Below are 18,733 nucleotides of genomic sequence, written 5' to 3' on the forward strand. Positions count from 1 at the left end.
AAGTTGTTCATCGTTGTCGTTCTCAACTGGCCTTCTCGATCCGGCACAGGGTGCACTTGGTTTCCTGCATCTGTGTCACCGAATCATAACCGTACGTTGTCGCCGTATTGGCCGCTTCGCCAAGCACATAGGGAGCTGCGCCTTCGGGATAGAGACTTTCCAGATTCTCACCCTGGAATATGCCGCCGAAGTGGAACGGCATGAAGACAACCTCTCTGGCCACTCGCGGTGTTACCATGGCCTTGACGCGAACTCTGCCGCCTTCGGCACCTTCGACCCAGACCATGTCGCCTTCTTGAATGACCAGGTCGTTGGCCAGGGCAGGATTGATTTCGACGAACATTTCCTGTTGCAGTTCGGCAAGCCAGGACATCGAACGCGTTTCCTCTCCGCCGCCTTCGTATTCGACCAGACGGCCTGAGGTCAGAATGATGGGATAGTCGCCGGTCATATCCTTTTCTTGTATCGAGCGATAGAGCGTGGGTAGTCGATAGTGGGAAGAGACGTCATCCCAGGTAGGGTAGTTTTCGACAAGATCACGCCGGCTGGTGTACAGCGGCTCCCGGTGTTTCGGAATCGGATCCGGGAACGTCCAGACATTGCAGCGTGCCTTGGCATTGCCGAAGGGGGCGCACTCATGGGCGATCACGACACGCTGAATGCCACCTGACAAATCTGTCTTCCAGTTCCTGCCATCGGCAGCTTGCTTTTCTTCATCGGTGAGATCATCCCACCAGCCGAGATCCTTGAGCATGTCGGCAGTGAATTCCGGATAGCCGTCATCCAGTTCCGAGTTCCTGCTATAGGAACCGTCGGCGAGGATATCCGTGCCGTCATGTTCGACTCCAAAGCGCGCCCTGAATGTCAATCCACCTTCGGAGACGGGTTTGCTCGTATCGTAGAGAATCGGCGTTCCAGGATGCCCCATCTCCGGATTTCCCCAGCAAGGCCAAGGCATGCCGTAATAGTCGCCATCGGCGGGGCCTCCTTGAGCTTGAGTCGTCTCGAAGCTGAAGGTGTGCCAGTTTTGCTGGTGTGTCTTGAGACGTTCGGGACTCTGCCCGGTATATCCCACGGTCCACATACCACGGTTGAACTCTCGGGTGATGTCTTCAATGAGAGGTTCCGTGCCATTGACTTCGATGTTCTTGCACAATTCGTTGGCGAATCCAAGCTTCTGCGCCAATAGATACATGATTTCATGATCGGGTTTTGACTCGAACATGGGCTCGATGACGCGGTCACGCCATTGAAGCGCACGATTGGTGGCTGTAACGCTACCGTAGGTCTCGAACTGTGTGGCGGCTGGCAGAAGGTAGACACCATCGGTGCGACCGTGCATGACACTTGCAACGGTGGGGTAGGGGTCGACGACGACCATCATGTCGAGTTGCTGCATGGCCTTTTGCATCTCGGGACCCCGGGTCTGGGAATTCACCGCATGCCCCCAGTAGAACATGGCCTTGAGTTGGGTCCGTTGAGAAATATCCTCTTCCTGCTCCAGGACACCATCGACCCACCGGGACACGGTAATGCCATTGCTATGCATGGGTTTGCCATCGGCGTATTCCGTCTGATCGAAACGACTTTCGAGCCATTCGTAATCCAGGTCCCAGACACTGGCCCAATGCTGCCAGGCTCCTTCCGCCAGGCCGTAGTAACCAGGTAGCGAGTGAGACATCAGACCAAGATCGGTGGCTCCCTGGACATTATCGTGACCACGGAAAATATTGGCGCCACCCCCTGACTTGCCAATGTTGCCGAGTGCCAGTTCAAGGATACAGTAGGCACGGGTATTGTTATTGCCGGTCGTATGCTGGGTACCTCCCATGCACCAAACGACGCAGCCTGGTCGGTTATCGGCCAGGCGCTTCGCCGTATCGTACATGAGGTCTTCTGGTACACCCGTAATGTTTTCAATGACATCAGGAGGAAAATTACTGACTTCTTCACGAACGTCATCCATGGCATAGACGCGTTGGTCAATGTACTCCTGATCTTCCCAGCCGTTCTCGAAGATATGCCACAGCAATCCCCAGATGAAAGCGACGTCCGAGCCCGGACGTATCCGGACGTAGCTGTCGGCCTTGGCAGCGGTCCGGGTAAATCGCGGATCGACAACAATGATATTGCACTGACTTTTTTCTTTGGCGAGCAGGATGTGCTGCATGGCCACCGGGTGCGCTTCGCTGGGATTGGAGCCGATAAACATGATCGAGCGACTGTTCTGCAAGTCGTTCAGTGAATTGGTCATGGCGCCATAGCCCCAGGTGTTGGCAACACCGGCAACCGTGGTCGAGTGGCAGATACGAGCCTGATGATCAGTGTTGTTGGTGCCGGCGAGCGCGGCGAACTTTCTCATCAGGTACGCTTGCTCGTTATTGAACTTGGCGGAGCCTAGCCAATAGATGCTGTCCGGGCCATGCTGGTCGGTCAGTTCCCGCACCTTGTCACCAATTTCCTCGATGGCTTCATCCCAGGAAAGACGCTGCCATTCGCCGCCTACCAGTTTCATCGGGTACTTGAGACGACGGTTGGAGTGGCCGTGATAGCGCAGCGAAGCTCCTTTGGCACAATGCGCACCGCGATTGAAGGGATGATCGAAAGCGGGCTCCTGTCGAGTCCATACGCCTTCCTGGACATCGGCATAGACGCCACAACCCACGGAACAGTGTGAGCAAACCGTACGTTTTGTCTCGACAGGGGCGTCGAGAACGGGGGTTTTGCCGTCGTCCGCATCGGCTCTCTGCATCATGGTATTGCCCATGAAGCCGACGGCGGCGACACCTCCGGTGGCGGCACCACTGCGTTTGAGGAATTGGCGTCGTGAGATACCAAGTCCCGTTGCACTAGACATATCGGATTTACGAGTTAGACGCATGGTATCGGTTCTCCTGGCCCGCAATTGTCAGCCCGTCAATCACGCAGGGTCGCGTAAAAGGCTCGGATATGGTCGGTTTCGCGATACTGACTCGACGTATCGGCATGTTCGGCAGCCGTTTCGTTGCTGTCGGCTTGGGCTAGAGTGACATGGCCCACTGCAGCGGCAGCACCGGCTGCAGCCGTACCCCATCCGAGCGTTTTCAGGAAATGTCGCCGTTGAGGATTAGGCGCTTTTTTCGTTGTCATGGATATTTCCTCATTATTGGAAGGCCCGGGATGGCCTGTCTTTATGCCGTGCGGCACCGTCTTGGGTGCAATCCTAACGTTGCGTTTCTTGCCCCGCTTCTGAAGGCATGGTCAGGCGAATCGGCTCATGTCCGGCCAGAGCAGACAATCTGTCCGCTTCCAGGCGCATGAAGGTCTGACCAAGGTCACCGATACTGGCATAGAACGGCGTATCGACGTTGGCAAGGTCGTTGAAACAAGTCGCCGCCCAGGGCTCAAGATGTCGCATGAAGAACCCGGCTTGCTGCACGGAACTTGATTCGATCAACATTGCCATGACCTCGCACAATGCCGCGAGATGATCTTCGGGGTCATGGTGCCCCTCCTGCTTCTCGAACCCCAGATAACGTAGCTCCTGTCGCAGCGTCACCAACGCTTCATCCATCAATGTGCCGTTGCGATACCAAGAGGCGTAAGGAATGACATCCCCTTCGATCACACCGATCAAGTGCCGGAAGTGAGCACGTTGAAGTGGTTCCGGCGAGACCTGGCCGGCTGCCTCGCTCAAGGCCTCCCAGCAAGGGAACAACGTGGAGCCGTCATCCACCGGCTGTAGTTCGGCTAACCAGGTCAATAATTCCCTGTCCGGAGCCGTCAACAAGCAATTGGCCAAAAGCCTGTACACGTCGGTCCGGAGTCCGTCGATATCCGACAATTCGGGCATTGGGTCAGTTGAAGCAAGATCATTCATGACAGTCATACCTTCAACTGTGATTCAGGATTTTTAGCCATGTCACGCCAGACGTCCTTGACGCGACAGTCTTCACACATTTCGAGTCTCGCCATGGCATCGCCGGCAAAGTAGGGGTGATCTGCCAGCTTGGCCTTGATGGTCTCTATGGTGCTGATCGTAGCGAACGGTTTGCCACAACTGATGCATTCAAAGGGTGGTTCTTCGTGCTTGATGTGCCGCTGGTGTCGTTCGGGAGCCGAAAGAAATCCCGGTGTCAGTCGAATGGCGTCCTCGGGACAGGCACTGGCACACAGACCGCATTGCACACAGTCTGCTTCACGGAAGTGAAGCTGCGGTGTCGACTCGCCGGAAGCCAGCGCCGGCGTGGGACACGCTGCGACACAGCTCATGCACAAGGTGCACGCTTGGTCGTCGACCACTAGACCACCGAAGGGAGCATCGCCAGGTAAAGGATGGCGTTCTCCATCGACCGTTCCCCGGGTTTCCAACCACTCCAGGATAGTATTGAGCCGGTCACGTTTTTCGCTGCTTCGGCTGATCTGACTGAGTATCGTTGCCTCGGTGCTTGCGTGGCCGGTATCAAGGGTATCGCTATGATGTGGCAGGGCATCTCGTGCCTCCTGATCGTCCTCCCTCAGCATCTGCATGCGTTCCGGCGAATGGCCCAGCGCGGCAAGCAGAGCACGCGTCTGTTCCCATTGATCCTCGAGCATTGTCACGATGCTGGCAGGAAGCGCGTCATGGCAATGGATACGAACTTCACAAGCGCCTGCAACCAGCGCCCCCAACCAGTGCTCCATGCCACCGGCACCCAATTCGTCGAGCGGTACGTCAAGCAAGTGGCCGGGAGTCGGGAACGCCTCGCGTTGACGGTGGGCTGCCTCGATGAATCGCACGACGGGCTGCCCGCCACCGGCCTGTCGGTATCGGGTCAGCATGCGTCCGATGTAATCGTGTTGCTGTTGGGGTTGAGGGAGTCGGTACTGGATGGCCCCGGTCGGACAGACTGACGTACAGCTACCCGCGCCCTGACAGCGATACGGGTCGATTTCGATCCATGACTCGATGCGTTGCTGTCGTTCACGGATGGCATCGGCAGGGCATACCGTCAGGCAACGTGTACAACCGGTATGGCCGCTGCTGTCATGCGCACAGCGATCATGATCGATTTGGAAATAGCGCGGTTTTTCGAAGATACCGATATGCTCGGGAATGGCCTGCAGCGCGTTCTCGGCTTCGGTGGTGCGCCAGTGGCAGGCAAAGTAACCGGGCGGGTTGAGTTCCAGATCCAATCGCGGCGAGGCGCCAAGGTCCAGTATCAGATCGAAATGAGGATGACCGATTGCGGCCTTGGCCAGGTTGATCGGGCCGTCCGGATGGTCGAGCCAGACATCGAACGCCCCCAGATATCCTTGAATCTCGATGGACTGTTGTTCCTGGGCGATATGCCATGTCGAGGCGTCGACCGCCTCGGTATCACGACGTTCCCCATAGGCGAGAAGCGTTACGGAAGCCAGTCCGTCCCCTTGCAGGCTGTCTGCTGCCGCAACGCAGTCGTCATGCGTGCCGATGATGAGCAGATTGCCCCGGCTCTGGTACTCGACGCTGGCGGGTGTCAGGTTGACCGGCCAGGAAACCTGCTGCATTGCAGTATCACGTGCCTGTGTATTGGCACCGGCATCCAGTACGGCCGCACCTATAATGCGTTGGTCCATGTTTCCCCAAATCAAGCCAGTAGCGAACGTCTGAGTCGTTATGTAGTGCGTTCGTCTTGTCTATTTCATCAATTTCTTATCATCAGTGTTAGCTATTTTTCGCTCCTTTGCCAACACGACCTTGGGACGAGAGTGTCGACGGGGCGACGCCTTCGTCACCATCAATCTGTGACGATGCGGCGGATGCCTCGTCTGTAACGCCTGCTTCCTGGCTTTGGTCTCCGTCGTGGTGCGAACTCAGTGATGCCGTTTCCCTATCATCCGCCTCTGATGGAGACTGGGATGATGACTCATCTTGCGTTGACTGAACGGACTCTTCCAACTTATCGGACCAGCGCCGCAATCGACTGGCCACCTCTTGGGCAAGGGGCTTGAGGCGCTGTCGATAGTCATCATCGTAATCATCGAGCCCGTCACGCATCTGGTAGTGCGGGGCTTGGTACAAGCGTCGTAATGCCCGTTTCCTCAAGCCGGCACTTACCCCAGGAACCAGAAATGCCTTGATATCACTGCCTGGCGGCAGGTCATCCGGGTCGGGGAGGGTGTGGTCAAGACTGCCGGGTTCAGGGGGTGGGGATGACGATGCCGAGGGTTGATCGTGCTCCTCGCCTGACAATTCCTCGGCCAATGGCATCGCATCGTATTCCGACACCTCAGGTGCCGGCACGTCATCATCGGGCTGGCGACGTTTGCGTCGGGACCAACGAGATAACCGATTCATGACTGTTTCTCTTCGGGTTGAGGATGGGGTTTTCCTTTTTTCTTTCTGCCTTCGACCGGGGCCTCGCCATGATGGGCAAGGTAGGCTTCTATCCATGCCTGGATGGCCAGAGGCATGTCGGTGTCGAGTACCTGGCGTTCACCGTCCATCCAGGCCGCGGCCACTTCCTGACTGGCAGTAATGGCTGAAGGAACTGGAGGTTCTCCCGTCATGCCGCCACACACGAACAACTGGGGAGAATCGCCATTCAAATTGAAGCGATAGGCAGCACGTTCGGTCATGTAAAGCTGCAATTCAAGCACGTGAGGGCCTTGCGACCCCGGCGACAGCGAGGCAATTTCCCATTGGTCAATGGTGAACCCCTTGACGGTACGAGGTTGCCGAGTGAGCGACAGGCTCAGGGTTCGTCTGCTGTTGATGACCGGTTGTGTCCTGGACATCGAAAGCTCCTGGCGTTTGGCAGCGACAATGACGACAGTAAGCGCCAAGCGTGCAATGATGGTCAAGCCGTCGTCTTTCTCACGCCTGAAATGGGCCATACTAGCAATTGAGAAGTTGCCATGAGTGATCTCCAGTTAAGCCACGCCCGAATGCCGACCACCCTGGAAATCGAGGTCATTGATGAGTTCGGGGAACCCCGTGAACAGGCCATTGCCGCCGAACGGGCACTCACCCTGTATCTCAATCGCCGGGAAATCGTGACACTGATGACGCTTGGGGCGGAACCAGAAGCGTTGGTCATTGGCTATCTACGCAACCAGGGCTTGATTCACAGTTACGACGATCTCCTGACCGTGCATGTCGATTGGGATGTAGGCGCTGCTGCGGTAGTGACGGGGCACGAACCGGAGGATCTTGCCGAACGTCTGGGGCAACGAACCGTAACGACAGGGTGTGGGCAAGGAACGGTCTTCGGACGATTGTTGGAGACGACGGACATGACGGCACTACCCGACACCGTGGTGGAGCAGTCCGTACTGTATCAACTACTGGAAAACCTGGGTGCCTATAACGAAACATACCGAAGCGCAGGTGCCGTTCATGGCTGTGCGTTATGCCATCAGGATCAAGTGATCGATTTCATCGAGGATGTGGGGCGCCACAATGCCGTGGATACCCTGGCAGGTCGACAATGGCTTCAAGGTACCTCCGATCGTGAGCCGGTCGATATCTTCTACACGACTGGCCGCCTGACCTCGGAGATGGTGCTGAAAGTCGCCCAAATGGGCATCAGTGTATTGGTGTCCCGATCGGGCGTGACGCAAAAGGGCGTAGAGCTGGCCCAGCGCTTCGGCGTGATGCTGATAGCCCGAGCCAAGGGGCGACGGTTCCAGGCGATCGGTAGCGCCGGTCGCCTGATGCATGATGCCATTCCCCCTAAACGCCCCGGGGACCGTCGTTGAGTTGCCCCTCAAGGGCTGTCGCCTCGCGTACAGACAGATAACACGACGGCATCTTCATCGCTTAGGGAAACCAGGGCATGGCCCATGTCACTGTCGAAATAGATGCTGTCCCCCTGGTGTAACGCCAATGGTTCATAAAATTCGGTATAGAGCATGATGTCCCCATCCAGGACGATGAGAAATTCTTCGCCATCATGTCGCACCCATTCCATGAATTCTTCGAATTGACGGGCACGCACGATGGTCTTGAACGGAATCATGCGCTTTTGCGCCAACTGCCAGGAGAGCAGTTCATGCTCATAGGTCGGCGTAGGATGGCGCTGTCCATCGCCAACACGGGTCAGATCGCGGCGTCCAGACGTGGCATTCTGCGGTTTAGGCGGACTCAACAATTGTGGCAAGTCGATACCTAACCCATTGATCAGTTTCTGCACGGCACTGAACGTCGGCGATATCTGATCGTTCTCGATCTTGGACAACGTCGAGCGGGCGAGGCCAGTGCGTTGGCTGACATCGTCCAGCGTCCATTGCTGAGCAAGACGAATTTCTTTGAGGCGCTCCCCCAGACGTAGCGGTTCGACGAAGGGTTTGCGGCCTGAGGCGATGCGCAAAGCGGCATTTTGATCGTTGCTGGCGGTCATGAAGCGTTCACTATAGGAAACTTTCTTTCCCGGTAGTCTACCATACAATTGCTACCCGATTGGCCCGTTATCGCTTGAGTCATAGCAATACGACACACGGAGAGGGAATCCATCGGCGTCACCTAGTTTCCCCATGATGGGAAACATCGCTCGTCATGTCGAGAAAGGCTGCCCCAGTAGCGCCTTGAGGTGCGCTTCCGCACAAAACCCCAACGTTGCCAGGTCGTAGCCTCCCTCGAGGGTCGATACCAGCCGATTGTCGGCATATAAGGCAGCCACCTCGATGATCTGCTGGGTAATCCAGTGATAATCGATCGTTTCGAGACATAACTCGGCCATTGGGTCGTTGCGGTGGGCATCGAATCCCGCCGATATCAGTACCAGATCAGGCTGAAAATCGTGCAGAGCCGGTAGCCATTGCTGTTCCACCGCGCGACGAAACACATCGCTATCGGCGCCGGCCGGCAACGGTGTGTTAATCACATTATCGAATGTCCCCTCAAGATAACGCCACGGATAAAAAGGGTGCTGATAACTGGTGCAAATCAATACATTGGGATCATTCTTGAAGATATCGATCGTTCCATTGCATTGATGGACATCGAAGTCAACGATCGCAATGCGCTTGGCACGATAGCGGGTTTTGGCATAGGCCGCTCCAACAGCGATATTGTTGTAAAAGCAAAAGCCCATGGCGTTAGCCACTTCTGCGTGATGTCCCGGCGGGCGTACCACGCAAAAGACATTGTCAGCCTGTTGACGATATACCTTGTCGATACCGGCAATGACAGCGCCGGCAGCCATACGACCAACCGAAAGGCTATGCGGATTGAGTATCGTGTCGCTATCCAACTCGGCCCAGTCGTGTGTCGGTTGGCGCTGCTCCAGTCTTTTGAGGTAGTCGAAGGAGTGGACACTGACGAGTTGTGCATCGGTTGCCGGTTTGGCATCGAACTGCATGGTCTGTTGCAAGACCCCGGCCAACGCCAGTCGAGCTTGAATCGCTTCCAGGCGGGCAGGGCACTCTGGATGTCCCGGCCCCATGTGATGAAGATAGTAATCGCGATGGGTCAGATAGGCGGTGATCATGCAGCGCTCCACTGGACTGACGAATCCGTCTTGCAATAGGAAGCCTCTTGCACGACGGTGTCAATGCATCGTACATAGTAATCCTACTCGGATCGGGAGATAAGCGTTGGGAACGCGTTTTCTACGACACTTCCTTGAACCGCAGAGCCTGGTCGTGATCGGTGCGTCGGAAAAAGCTTACTCCATGGGGGGATTGGTCATCTGCAACCTCCAGGAAGGCGGTTTCCCAGGGCGGCTGCATGTCGTCAATCCCAAAGGGTATGCCGACGTCTATGGTGTGCCTTGCGCCAAGCGCGTAGCCGAATTGCCCTATGTGCCGGACATGGCGGTCATATGTTCTCCTGTAGCCACGGTTCCCGAGTTGATCGAAGCGCTGGGGCGTTTTGGTGTCCGGGCCGCCATGGTGCTTTCGGGCGGCGCCTTCCTCGATGATCGGGGCGAGGATGGTGGTTCGATTCGTGAACGCATGTTGAAAGCCGCCCGTCGCTCGGGCATTCGCGTGCTGGGACCGGAATGTCTGGGCGTGATCGTGCCTGGCCGCAAGCTCAATGCGACTTATGCCAGTCAACCGGTCAAGCCTGGGCGGGTTGCCTACCTCGGACAATCGGGCATGCTAGGCAATGCCATGATCGATTGGGCTGCCGGCCGAGGCATCGGTTTTTCGCACTTGGTGACGCTGGGGGATAGTATCGATGTGCTGATCCCTGACTTGATCGACTATATCAACCAGCACTCCCCGAGCCAGGCCATCCTGTTGCATCTGGAACGTATCCATGATGCATTGCACTTCATGACGGCGCTTCGTGAAGCGTCACGCAATCGACTGGTATTGGCCATCAAGAGCGGTCGGACACACCAGTCGGAGCTGTCCGGTTTGCCACCGACGCCGGGTGTCGACAATCGGGATGTCATCGTCGATGCCGCATTGGCCAGGGCAGGGGTCGTACGCGTCGATGACTCCGATGAACTGTTTGATGCGCTGGAAACGCTTTCCCGTATGAAACCCCTGCGTGGAGATCGCCTGGCCATTGTGTCCAACGGTCTCGGGCCGGCGCTTCTGGCCATCGACAAATTGATCAATGCAGGAGGTAAACTCGCCACGTTCGATGTGTCCACACGTGACGGCTTGCTCAAAGACGATGTGGACATGAGTCTGCCGGGCAGCAACCCAGTAGATTTGGGCGGTAACGCCACACCACAGAGTTTCGTCGATGCACTGACTGTCGTGGCGAAGGATCCCAATGTCGATGCGGTACTCGTGGTTCATGCACCAACACGCCTTGCTCCATCGAAGACGACCGCGGAAGCCCTCATTGCCAACCGCAAGCATTTCAAGCGGAACTTGCTGACCAGTTGGATGGGGTTGGAGGAAGCTCTGGCGGCACGCCATGAAAGCAACCTGGCAGGCATTCCCACCTACATTTCCCCAGAGAAGGCAGTCAAGGCCTTCATGCATATGGTGGATTACCAGCGTGTACAGACGCTACTTCAGGCAACGCCGCCCAGTTTACCGTTTGCCACGACGGCAGAAATTCGCAACCGTTGCCATGACTTGATCGCCGAAGCCAAGGCATTGGGACATTCTAGCCTGACACATTCACAAACCGCGATGGTGCTCGCTGCCTACGGTGTGGCTACTGCGACCAGCCGCTATGCCACGACGGCCGAGGAGGGGGCGGCGATCGCTGCCAAATTCAATGGCCGGCTGGCCGTGAAGATCGTTCATGCGTACAACTGTGTACCGTATCGGTATCGACGCCATCCGCATAAATTGTCTTCGGGGTTACTTCAGGATCTGGAAACACCAGAGCAAGTGGCTGAAGGTATCCATCGTCTCAGCGCCAAGGTGCATGAGAAATTTCCGGACAGCGAAGTGCATGAATACTGCCTGCAACCCATGCTACGCGGCAGACACTCACTGCAATTGTGCACCGGTATCACCAGGGATCCGGTCTTTGGTCCTGTCATCGTGTTCGGTATTGGTGGTTACAAGGTCAATGTGATGGCCGATCGGCATGTGGCATTGCCGCCTTTGAACATGACACTCGCTAACGACTTGATTGCCAGCACGCATGCTTCGCGCCTGATTCACGAACACTCACGTGACCCGGAACGAGATATTCATCGGATTGGGCAACTATTGGTCAAGCTGTCGCAAATGGCATCGGACATGCCCGAATTGCGAGGGCTAGAGATCAATCCACTGTTGCTCAATCGCGAGGGCCTGAGCGCGGTGGATTTTGCGATGGATCTTGGCCCACCATCACGCCATGCCATCATGCCTTACCCCGAAGAGTTGCGGGAGTGGGTAACGCTGGATAACGGCATGCGTGTAGAGGTACGTCCGATACGTGCGGAAGATGCGCCCTTGATCACGAATTTTCATACCCAGCTTTCTGAAGAAAGCATTCGTTTTCGCTATTTTCAGCACAAGACAGACCTGAGCAAGCGTGAGTTATCCCGCTTGGCCCATATCAATTACGATCGACAAATGGCCTTCATCGCCGAGCATGAACGGGAGGATGGACAACCGGAAATGCTTGGTGTCGTGCGTGTCTGGAACGATCCTGACAACATTCGTACCGAATTCTCGGTCATCATCCGGGATGACCTGCATGGTGTCGGGTTGGGCAGCCTTCTGATGAACAAAATGATCCGTTATTGCACCAATGTCGGCACGCTGGAGATGGAGGGGAAGGTGATGCTCGATAATCACCCCATGCGTGCACTGATGAAGCATCTAGGTTTTCGTATGCGCTACAACATGGAGGAGCAGGTCGTCGATGTCAGCTTGCGCCTGAATGAGCCCGAGACGGATTGGCAACGCCACCGTCTCGAGAGCCGGCCGGATTAGCCGATTACGGTAGCGTTGGTAGACAGGCGAGACAGCCCGCGAACCGACAAGCTATGATACCCCACTGTGCCGATATCCCGGTTGATCATCAAATGTTCTGATTTGATGAGCCTCCAATAAAAAATTATGATACGCGCCAGAATAATGGATAGACGAAAACGCGTTCTGCCCGAAGCAGCACGATAGGGTGGTATTGGTACGCAAGGGAAGGGGAAGATCACGTCTTCTCGTGCGTGCCTGGAAATGGCATAACAGGCAAATCAGATGACCGACACACAATCCGTGAAGATCAAGGTCCGAAACTTGAGCAAGGTCTTCGGGAGCAACCCGAAGAAAGGTCTCGAGTTACGCGACCAGGGCTTGAAACGTCCCGAGATATTCGAAAAGACCGGCCTGACATTAGGGCTCTCCAAGATAGACTTCGATGTCCATGAGGGTGAGTTGCTGGTGATCATGGGACTGTCCGGTTCCGGCAAATCCACTCTGATCCGTTGCCTCAATCGCTTGATCGAGCCGACCGAAGGCGAAATCGTCATCGATGGAGAGGATATCCCGCAACTCAGCGACAAAGAACTGCTGGAGTGTCGTCGTCGGCATTTTTCCATGGTTTTTCAGAACTTTGCACTGTTTCCTCACCGTACAGTGCAGCAGAATGCTGAGTATGGCTTGGAAATCCGTGGGGTAGCGAAAGAAGAGCGCGCCGAAAAGGCCAGGAACTCCCTTAAACAAGTTGGACTAGATGGGTGGGAAGACGCGTTGCCTAACCAGCTATCCGGTGGCATGCAACAGCGTGTCGGTCTGGCCAGGGCGCTGGCCAATGATTCCACCGTGTTGCTGATGGATGAGGCCTTTTCCGCACTTGATCCCTTGATCCGCAAGGATATGCAGCAGGAACTGCTGGAATTACAACATCGCATGAAGAAGACGACTGTCTTCATCACGCACGATCTGGACGAAGCACTGAACATCGGTGATCGCATCATTCTGCTCAAGGATGGCGAAATCGTGCAGATCGGTACGCCCGAACAAATTCTGACTCAGCCTGCCGATGAGTATGTCGAGCGCTTCATAGAAGGCGTGGATATGTCGCGCATCCTGACCGCGCGCAATGCCATGCGTCCGGTACGAGCGACGGCCAGAGAAGACGATGGTCCTCGCACTGTGCTTCGCAAGATGAGCGAAAACGGCCTGGATTCCATCTATGTGACCAGTCGTGAGCGCAAATTGCTGGGGCTTGTCGAGGTCGATGCCGCTGACCAGGCGACCAAAGAGGGCAAGCAGGATATCAGCAGCGTGTGGCATCAGGACTTTGCCTGTGTCGGCCCCGATGAGCCATTGCACAATCTTTTTGCCATGTTCAGCGAGAAGAGCTTCCCCATCGCTGTCGTGGATGAGGATAAACGTCTACTCGGCGTTGTGGTGAAAGGCGCCGTATTGGCTGAACTGGCAGAATCAGGAGACAACTGATGGAATTTCCACGCATTCCGCTGGGTCAGTGGATTGAAGGCGGACTAGACTTTCTGACATCGGAATACTCGGTGGTTACTCGTGCTATCTCGCGTGTCACACAGACCGGCATCGAAGCTCTCAACGACAGTTTGATGTGGTTGCCGGAATGGGTACTGATGGCACTCATTGCCTTGCTTAGCTGGAAAGTCGCCGGTACCCGGCTAGCCATTGGCGCCGCGGCAGGCTTGGCATTGATCTGGAATCTGGAACTCTGGGATCCCATGATCGAGTCGTTGACTCTCGTCGTCATTGCCACGCTCGTGGCTGTGTCGATCGCGCTTCCAGTCGGTATCGCTGCCGCGTTGTCCGAGCGTTTGTATCGCACGCTGATGCCGGTACTCGACTTCATGCAGACGATGCCAGCGTTCGTCTACCTCATACCTGCCATTCCTTTCTTCGGTATCGGGTCGGTATCGGCGATCTTCGCGACGGTCATTTTCTCCATGCCACCGGCCATCCGCTTCACGACGCTGGGGATACGCCAAGTCCCCACGGAGTTGATTGAAGCAGCCGACGCATTCGGGTCGACTCGTAAACAGAAATTGCTCAAGGTGCAATTGCCACTGTCTTTGCCTACAGTGATGGCAGGTATCAACCAAACCATCATGCTGGCGTTATCGATGGTCGTGATTGCGGCCATGATCGGTGCCGATGGGCTCGGTAACGAAGTATGGCGGGCTATTCAACGGCTGCGTCCGGGTGATGGCTTTGAAGCTGGTATTGCCGTGGTCATATTGGCAATGATCCTGGATCGCCTGACCCAGGCGTTACGCAAGTGACGCCCGGGCGTCGAGTAACGGCTGACCATTCCTGGACTTAACCACCGAATAAGATGCAGGATACATCAGTACCGATCAGAACCAAGTAGTAGGGGAGCGGTTCGCATCTCGAGCCGCTCAATACGAAGCATGGAGCAAGATAAGGAGAGGTACGCAATGTTGACACAAACCCCCAAGCCTATGGCCATGCGTTATAGCGCACTGGCTCTTGCCGCTGGTCTCGGCCTGGCAGCCGGTTCGGCGCATGCGCAAGAGGACAAGGGAACGGTGGAACTGGCCTATGTGGAGTGGTCCTCCGAGGTTGCTTCTACCAATGTGGTCCGTGCCGTGTTGGAACAGCAAGGCTATGATGTCGAGATTAATTCTCTGTCAGCCTCCGCCATGTGGCAGGCAATCGCTCATGACGATGCCGATGCGATGGTTGCTGCCTGGTTGCCGACGACGCACGAGAATTATCTGGAGCAGACCAAGGACGATGTCGAGGATCTCGGCCCCAATTTTGAAGGCACCAAACTGGGACTGGTAGTACCGGCGGATTCTGACCTCGAGTCCATTGAAGATATCAACGATCACGCTGACGAGCTTAACGGTGAGATTATCGGAATCGATCCGGGTGCCGGCCTGATGTCTCAGACGGAAACAGTGCTTGAAGAGTACGATCTCGATGTCGATTTGCGTAGCGGCAGTGGTGCGACCATGACCTCATCACTGAGCACGGCGATCGAGAACGACGAGCCTATCGTCGTCACGGGTTGGACACCTCACTGGATGTTCTCTCGTTGGGAACTGAAGTATCTCGACGATCCGCAAAATGTGTATGGTGACGCTGAACGGATCCATACCGTGGTTCGTAAAGGGTTGAAAGAGGATATGCCTGAAGCCTACGCAATCCTTGATAACTTCGAGTGGACTCCGGAGCAAATGGGCGAAGTCATGCTCATGAACCAGGAAGAGGATGCCGATCCCTACGAGAATGCCAAGCAGTGGGTCGAAAACAACCAGGATGTCGTGGAAGAGTGGTTGGCCGATTAATACCCATGATTGTTGGGAACAGCCATCCAGCAACGAAGCCGGCCAATAGGGCCGGCTTCGTCGTTGACGATACTATGTGTTGAGACCCATGCCGGTCAGGGCGCCAAGCGGACTTTCGTCCATTGGTCATCACGGCGCTGGTATCTTATCCGATCATGCAAACGGCTTGGCTGGCCCTGCCAGAACTCGATCATCTCCGGAGTGACACGGTATCCACCCCAGTTGGCCGGACGGTCGACTTTCTGATTGTCATAAACCTGTTCAAAGCGCTGACGACGCTCTTCCAGCCAATGTCTATTGGGAATTTCGACGCTTTGGGTGGCAACCCAGGCACCTAATTGACTACCCCGCGGACGGGTCTCGAAGTAGGCATCCGATTCCTGTTCAGGAATCTGTACTACACTGCCTTCGAGTCGCACTTGGCGCCCCAGCGAAGGCCACCAGAATACCAGGGCGGCGTGGGGGACGTTTGCCAGCTCACTGCCCTTATGGCTGTGATAGTTGGTATAAAACACCAGACCGCGTTCATCCACTCCCTTGAGGAGAACGATACGAGCGTGGGGGATGCCTTGACTGTCGGCCGTCGCTAGCGTCATGACATTCCCGTCATCACCCTCACTATCCAGTGCTAGTGCCAACCACTCTTCGAACAGCGGCAATGGAGCGTCCGGCGTCACTGACTCGTCCAGCAGTCCACCTTCGTAGTCGCGTCGAATGTCGGCGATATCACGCATTATAGCTATCTCCCGAGAAGTATATTTCTATCATGGCCGCTGGCAGGTGCATGCTCAATGTCTCTTTGTCATTGCAGCGTACTCAGAAGCGCGTTAGTCACCCGCGTTTGAGTTGTCGGCTGCGGAAACGGGCGAACCCGGTGCTGCCCAAGAACAGACCTATCGCTGCTAGGCTTTCCAGGACTCCGGTTATACCGAAGCCGGGTAAGGTCGTGACCATGACGCCCTGCATGAAATAGAGCAGGCTGACAAAGGCCAGCCAGGCATGTCCTCGTGGACGTCGGGTCATGATACTAGGGAGGAATAAAACGAGAGGAACGAGCCGGACCAGCAGGGGTAATATGCCGTTATCGGTGTATTCCTGAACCCGCAGCGCGCCAAATCCCAGCAGCGCCAGCAGAACAACATAGCTTCCGATGACCAGTTGACGAGAGCGATGTGCCAGGTGATCCAAACCGTATCGTGCTTCCAGTGCCTCAACGCGTTGTCGCATCAATCAGCCTCTTGCAATGAAGATAACGCCAGTGCTAGACGGGCCAGCCGGCGGCCTTGAGCCTGGGCCAGCTGACGCTCCTGTTCATCCACGGGACGTTCACTACGAGGACCAGCCAAGTGACTCGTTCCATAAGGCGTTCCACCACTGGAGGTGTTGAACAAGGCCATTTCACTATACGGTACGCCAGCGTAGACCATACCTTGGTGAAGAAGTGGTAGCAGCATGCTGATCAACGTCGTTTCCTGGCCACCGTGAATACTGGAACTGGAGGTAAATGCCGTTGCCGGTTTATCGATCAGAGCGCCATTGGCCCAAAGCTCCGTCGTCCCATCAAGGAAGTGTTTGAGAGCCGATGCCATGTTGCCGAACCGCGTTGGGCTTCCTAACGCTAGACCGGCACAATGTCGTAGGTCCTCCAGGCTGGCATATACGGCTCCTTCATCGGGAATCGAAGGGGCTACGGCTTCACATGTTGCAGACACTGTGGGAACCGTGCGTAGGCGAGCCGATATACCCGCCAAAGACTCGACACCGGCGGCAATCTGTTCCGCCAGCGTGCGGGTGGCACCATGTCGAGAATAGTACAAGATCAGCACATAGGGCGGTTCTGTCTTGCTTGTGCTCATGCTCGGCTCCCTGATGTCGTAGGATCCCTCGGTGGTCAGCCTGGGTATTGTTTCACCGTGAATTCGGCTTATGGGGCGCTGTTGCCATACCTTTCTTGATCGTATGGAAGACAAGCGTGCTCACTATACACTGCGACGAAGACGTCATGAAACATGCGCCGTCATAGCCGTATATAGACCCATGCTCGGGTCCCATCGGCTAGCTGAAGGCGCTGTCGTTCATAACGCTGTCCCAAGCGTTCATAACGATCCAGGCGAGCCAGCTCGGTCTGATTCACCGTGAGGAGATAGCCTTCAACCTCTGTGTCTGGGGACTCGACCAGGTCCAATCCCTTGCGTCGATAACCTTGCAGAATTGCGGTTTCCGGATTGCCGGATCGTCCATAGACCAACCAGCGTACGGGAGCATACTGTAACGTGCCATAAACAAACACCTGATGGGGACCGGGTTCGATTGCCTCGAGATCATCAGGACGATCATAAAAAAACGGGCTCAGCATGGTGAGCCAGAGATAAAAAGCCACGCAAGTGAGACTACCGAGGACTGCAACCACTAGATAGCGCCAACGATGCATGAGTACTCCGGGCGACTATGCCTCAAGTGACTGGACATCAACTGTCGCCACCTTTGCACGCTTTGGTAGAATCGCAAAGAGTTCACTGAGAGAGGAAGTTGACATGAAGCAGGATGACCTCGACTTCCAGCGCGAGATGAGCGATGTGCAACCTCTCTTTCAAGGGCGCGATAAGGCAGACTTGTCATCCAGCAAGCCCGCGGCTCCGTCTCCCGCTCAGATCGCTCGACGGGCGAATGCTGAACACGCGGTGGATGAAGACAACTACCTCTCCGACGATTTCGTTGAGCTCGTCGGATCGCATGATCCCTTGGAGTTCCGCCGCGACGGCATTCAGATCGGCGTGTTCGATCGATTACGTCATGGCGACTACATGCCCGATGCACAATTGTATCTGGTCAAACGCCCCCTGGCAGAATGTCGGCGCGAGCTTTTCCAGTTCCTCAAGGAAGGGTACGACCATGGCATGCGCTGTGTCATGTTGATCCATGGGCGTGGCAAACATGACGACAGTCGTGCCAATGTCCTGCGATCCTATGTGGCCAAATGGCTATGCCAGTTTGAAGAAGTGCAGGCATATACCTCGGCGCCAGCGTCTCGAGGAGGGCTGGGAACGACTTATGTCATGTTGAAGAAATCCGAGAAGGCGAGGGCGCGAAATCGAGAGCGACAGCAAAAGCGTCGTGGGTAAGGAAAA

18 protein-coding genes are annotated in these 18,733 nt (G+C 55.8%); 6 read left to right on the forward strand and 12 right to left on the reverse strand.

The features are described 5' to 3' along the window. Positions 1-22: 22 nt before the first annotated feature. From FVV99_RS10165 to FVV99_RS10190, 6 genes are all read right to left on the reverse strand, one after another. Entirely contained in the window at positions 23-2,881 is a 2,859-nt protein-coding gene (locus FVV99_RS10165) for a molybdopterin-dependent oxidoreductase (RefSeq protein ID WP_148253962.1), read from the reverse strand. 35 nt (positions 2,882-2,916) lie between these two features. After that, the gene (locus tag FVV99_RS10170) at positions 2,917-3,129 is read right to left on the reverse strand and encodes a twin-arginine translocation signal domain-containing protein (protein ID WP_148253963.1); all 213 of its coding nucleotides are present in this window, start codon (positions 3,127-3,129) and stop codon (positions 2,917-2,919) included. A 73-nt stretch (positions 3,130-3,202) separates the two neighbouring features. Then, positions 3,203-3,859 (reverse strand): TorD/DmsD family molecular chaperone, encoded by a 657-nt coding sequence (locus tag FVV99_RS10175; protein ID WP_148253964.1) that lies wholly within the window; start codon positions 3,857-3,859, stop codon positions 3,203-3,205. Positions 3,860-3,864: 5 nt separating this feature from the next. Then, the gene (locus FVV99_RS10180; RefSeq protein WP_148253965.1) at positions 3,865-5,577 is read right to left on the reverse strand and encodes a 4Fe-4S binding protein; all 1,713 of its coding nucleotides are present in this window, start codon (positions 5,575-5,577) and stop codon (positions 3,865-3,867) included. 88 nt (positions 5,578-5,665) lie between these two features. Then, the gene (locus FVV99_RS10185; protein ID WP_161598986.1) at positions 5,666-6,298 is read right to left on the reverse strand and encodes a DUF3306 domain-containing protein; all 633 of its coding nucleotides are present in this window, start codon (positions 6,296-6,298) and stop codon (positions 5,666-5,668) included. After that, the gene (locus FVV99_RS10190; RefSeq protein ID WP_148253967.1) at positions 6,295-6,738 is read right to left on the reverse strand and encodes a DUF3305 domain-containing protein; all 444 of its coding nucleotides are present in this window, start codon (positions 6,736-6,738) and stop codon (positions 6,295-6,297) included. Before FVV99_RS10190 ends, FVV99_RS10185 begins: the two co-directional genes overlap by 4 nt. Before the next feature lie 120 nt (positions 6,739-6,858). Between FVV99_RS10190 and FVV99_RS10195 the strand changes: the two genes are divergently transcribed. Next, positions 6,859-7,701, forward strand: a complete 843-nt coding sequence (locus tag FVV99_RS10195; protein ID WP_148253968.1) for a formate dehydrogenase accessory sulfurtransferase FdhD — start codon at positions 6,859-6,861, stop codon at positions 7,699-7,701. A gap of 8 nt (positions 7,702-7,709) precedes the next feature. On the opposite strand, the gene FVV99_RS10200 is transcribed toward FVV99_RS10195, so the two are convergent. Beyond that, complete coding sequence (locus FVV99_RS10200) at positions 7,710-8,342, reverse strand: helix-turn-helix domain-containing protein (protein ID WP_148253969.1); 633 nt, start codon at positions 8,340-8,342, stop codon at positions 7,710-7,712. 153 nt (positions 8,343-8,495) lie between these two features. Beyond that, positions 8,496-9,431, reverse strand: a complete 936-nt coding sequence (locus FVV99_RS10205; RefSeq protein WP_148253970.1) for a histone deacetylase family protein — start codon at positions 9,429-9,431, stop codon at positions 8,496-8,498. Between the two features lie 106 nt (positions 9,432-9,537). On the opposite strand from FVV99_RS10205, the gene FVV99_RS10210 reads away from it, so the two are divergent. From FVV99_RS10210 to FVV99_RS10225, 4 genes are all read left to right on the forward strand, one after another. Next, the gene (locus tag FVV99_RS10210) at positions 9,538-12,285 is read left to right on the forward strand and encodes a bifunctional acetate--CoA ligase family protein/GNAT family N-acetyltransferase (protein ID WP_148253971.1); all 2,748 of its coding nucleotides are present in this window, start codon (positions 9,538-9,540) and stop codon (positions 12,283-12,285) included. Between the two features lie 264 nt (positions 12,286-12,549). Then, positions 12,550-13,752 (forward strand): quaternary amine ABC transporter ATP-binding protein, encoded by a 1,203-nt coding sequence (locus FVV99_RS10215; protein ID WP_148253972.1) that lies wholly within the window; start codon positions 12,550-12,552, stop codon positions 13,750-13,752. Beyond that, the gene (locus tag FVV99_RS10220; protein ID WP_148253973.1) at positions 13,752-14,573 is read left to right on the forward strand and encodes an ABC transporter permease; all 822 of its coding nucleotides are present in this window, start codon (positions 13,752-13,754) and stop codon (positions 14,571-14,573) included. Before FVV99_RS10215 ends, FVV99_RS10220 begins: the two co-directional genes overlap by 1 nt. Positions 14,574-14,729: 156 nt before the next feature. Next, a complete protein-coding gene (locus FVV99_RS10225; RefSeq protein ID WP_201745067.1) occupies positions 14,730-15,605 on the forward strand; it encodes a glycine betaine ABC transporter substrate-binding protein in 876 nt (291 codons plus the stop codon). A gap of 95 nt (positions 15,606-15,700) precedes the next feature. Here FVV99_RS10225 and pdxH read toward each other — a convergent pair whose 3' ends face one another. The 4 genes from pdxH to FVV99_RS10245 all read right to left on the reverse strand — a co-directional run bounded on the left by pdxH (position 15,701) and on the right by FVV99_RS10245 (position 18,036). After that, positions 15,701-16,342: a pyridoxamine 5'-phosphate oxidase gene (gene pdxH / locus FVV99_RS10230; protein WP_148253974.1), complete on the reverse strand. Its 642-nt coding sequence runs from the start codon at positions 16,340-16,342 to the stop codon at positions 15,701-15,703. 94 nt (positions 16,343-16,436) lie between these two features. Next, a complete protein-coding gene (locus FVV99_RS10235) occupies positions 16,437-16,832 on the reverse strand; it encodes a DUF2069 domain-containing protein (RefSeq protein WP_148253975.1) in 396 nt (131 codons plus the stop codon). Further along, the gene (wrbA, locus tag FVV99_RS10240) at positions 16,832-17,461 is read right to left on the reverse strand and encodes an NAD(P)H:quinone oxidoreductase (protein WP_148253976.1); all 630 of its coding nucleotides are present in this window, start codon (positions 17,459-17,461) and stop codon (positions 16,832-16,834) included. Before wrbA ends, FVV99_RS10235 begins: the two co-directional genes overlap by 1 nt. A gap of 161 nt (positions 17,462-17,622) precedes the next feature. Next, complete coding sequence (locus FVV99_RS10245; protein WP_148253977.1) at positions 17,623-18,036, reverse strand: gamma-glutamylcyclotransferase family protein; 414 nt, start codon at positions 18,034-18,036, stop codon at positions 17,623-17,625. A 103-nt stretch (positions 18,037-18,139) separates the two neighbouring features. Between FVV99_RS10245 and smrA the strand changes: the two genes are divergently transcribed. Next, positions 18,140-18,727, forward strand: coding sequence for a DNA endonuclease SmrA (smrA, locus tag FVV99_RS10250; protein WP_148253978.1), 588 nt, complete (start codon positions 18,140-18,142; stop codon positions 18,725-18,727). The last annotated feature ends 6 nt before the right edge of the window (positions 18,728-18,733 follow it).

Origin of the sequence: Aidingimonas lacisalsi (assembly GCF_008079445.1) — a bacterium.
GTDB classification, from domain to species: Bacteria; Pseudomonadota; Gammaproteobacteria; order Pseudomonadales; family Halomonadaceae; genus Aidingimonas; species Aidingimonas lacisalsi.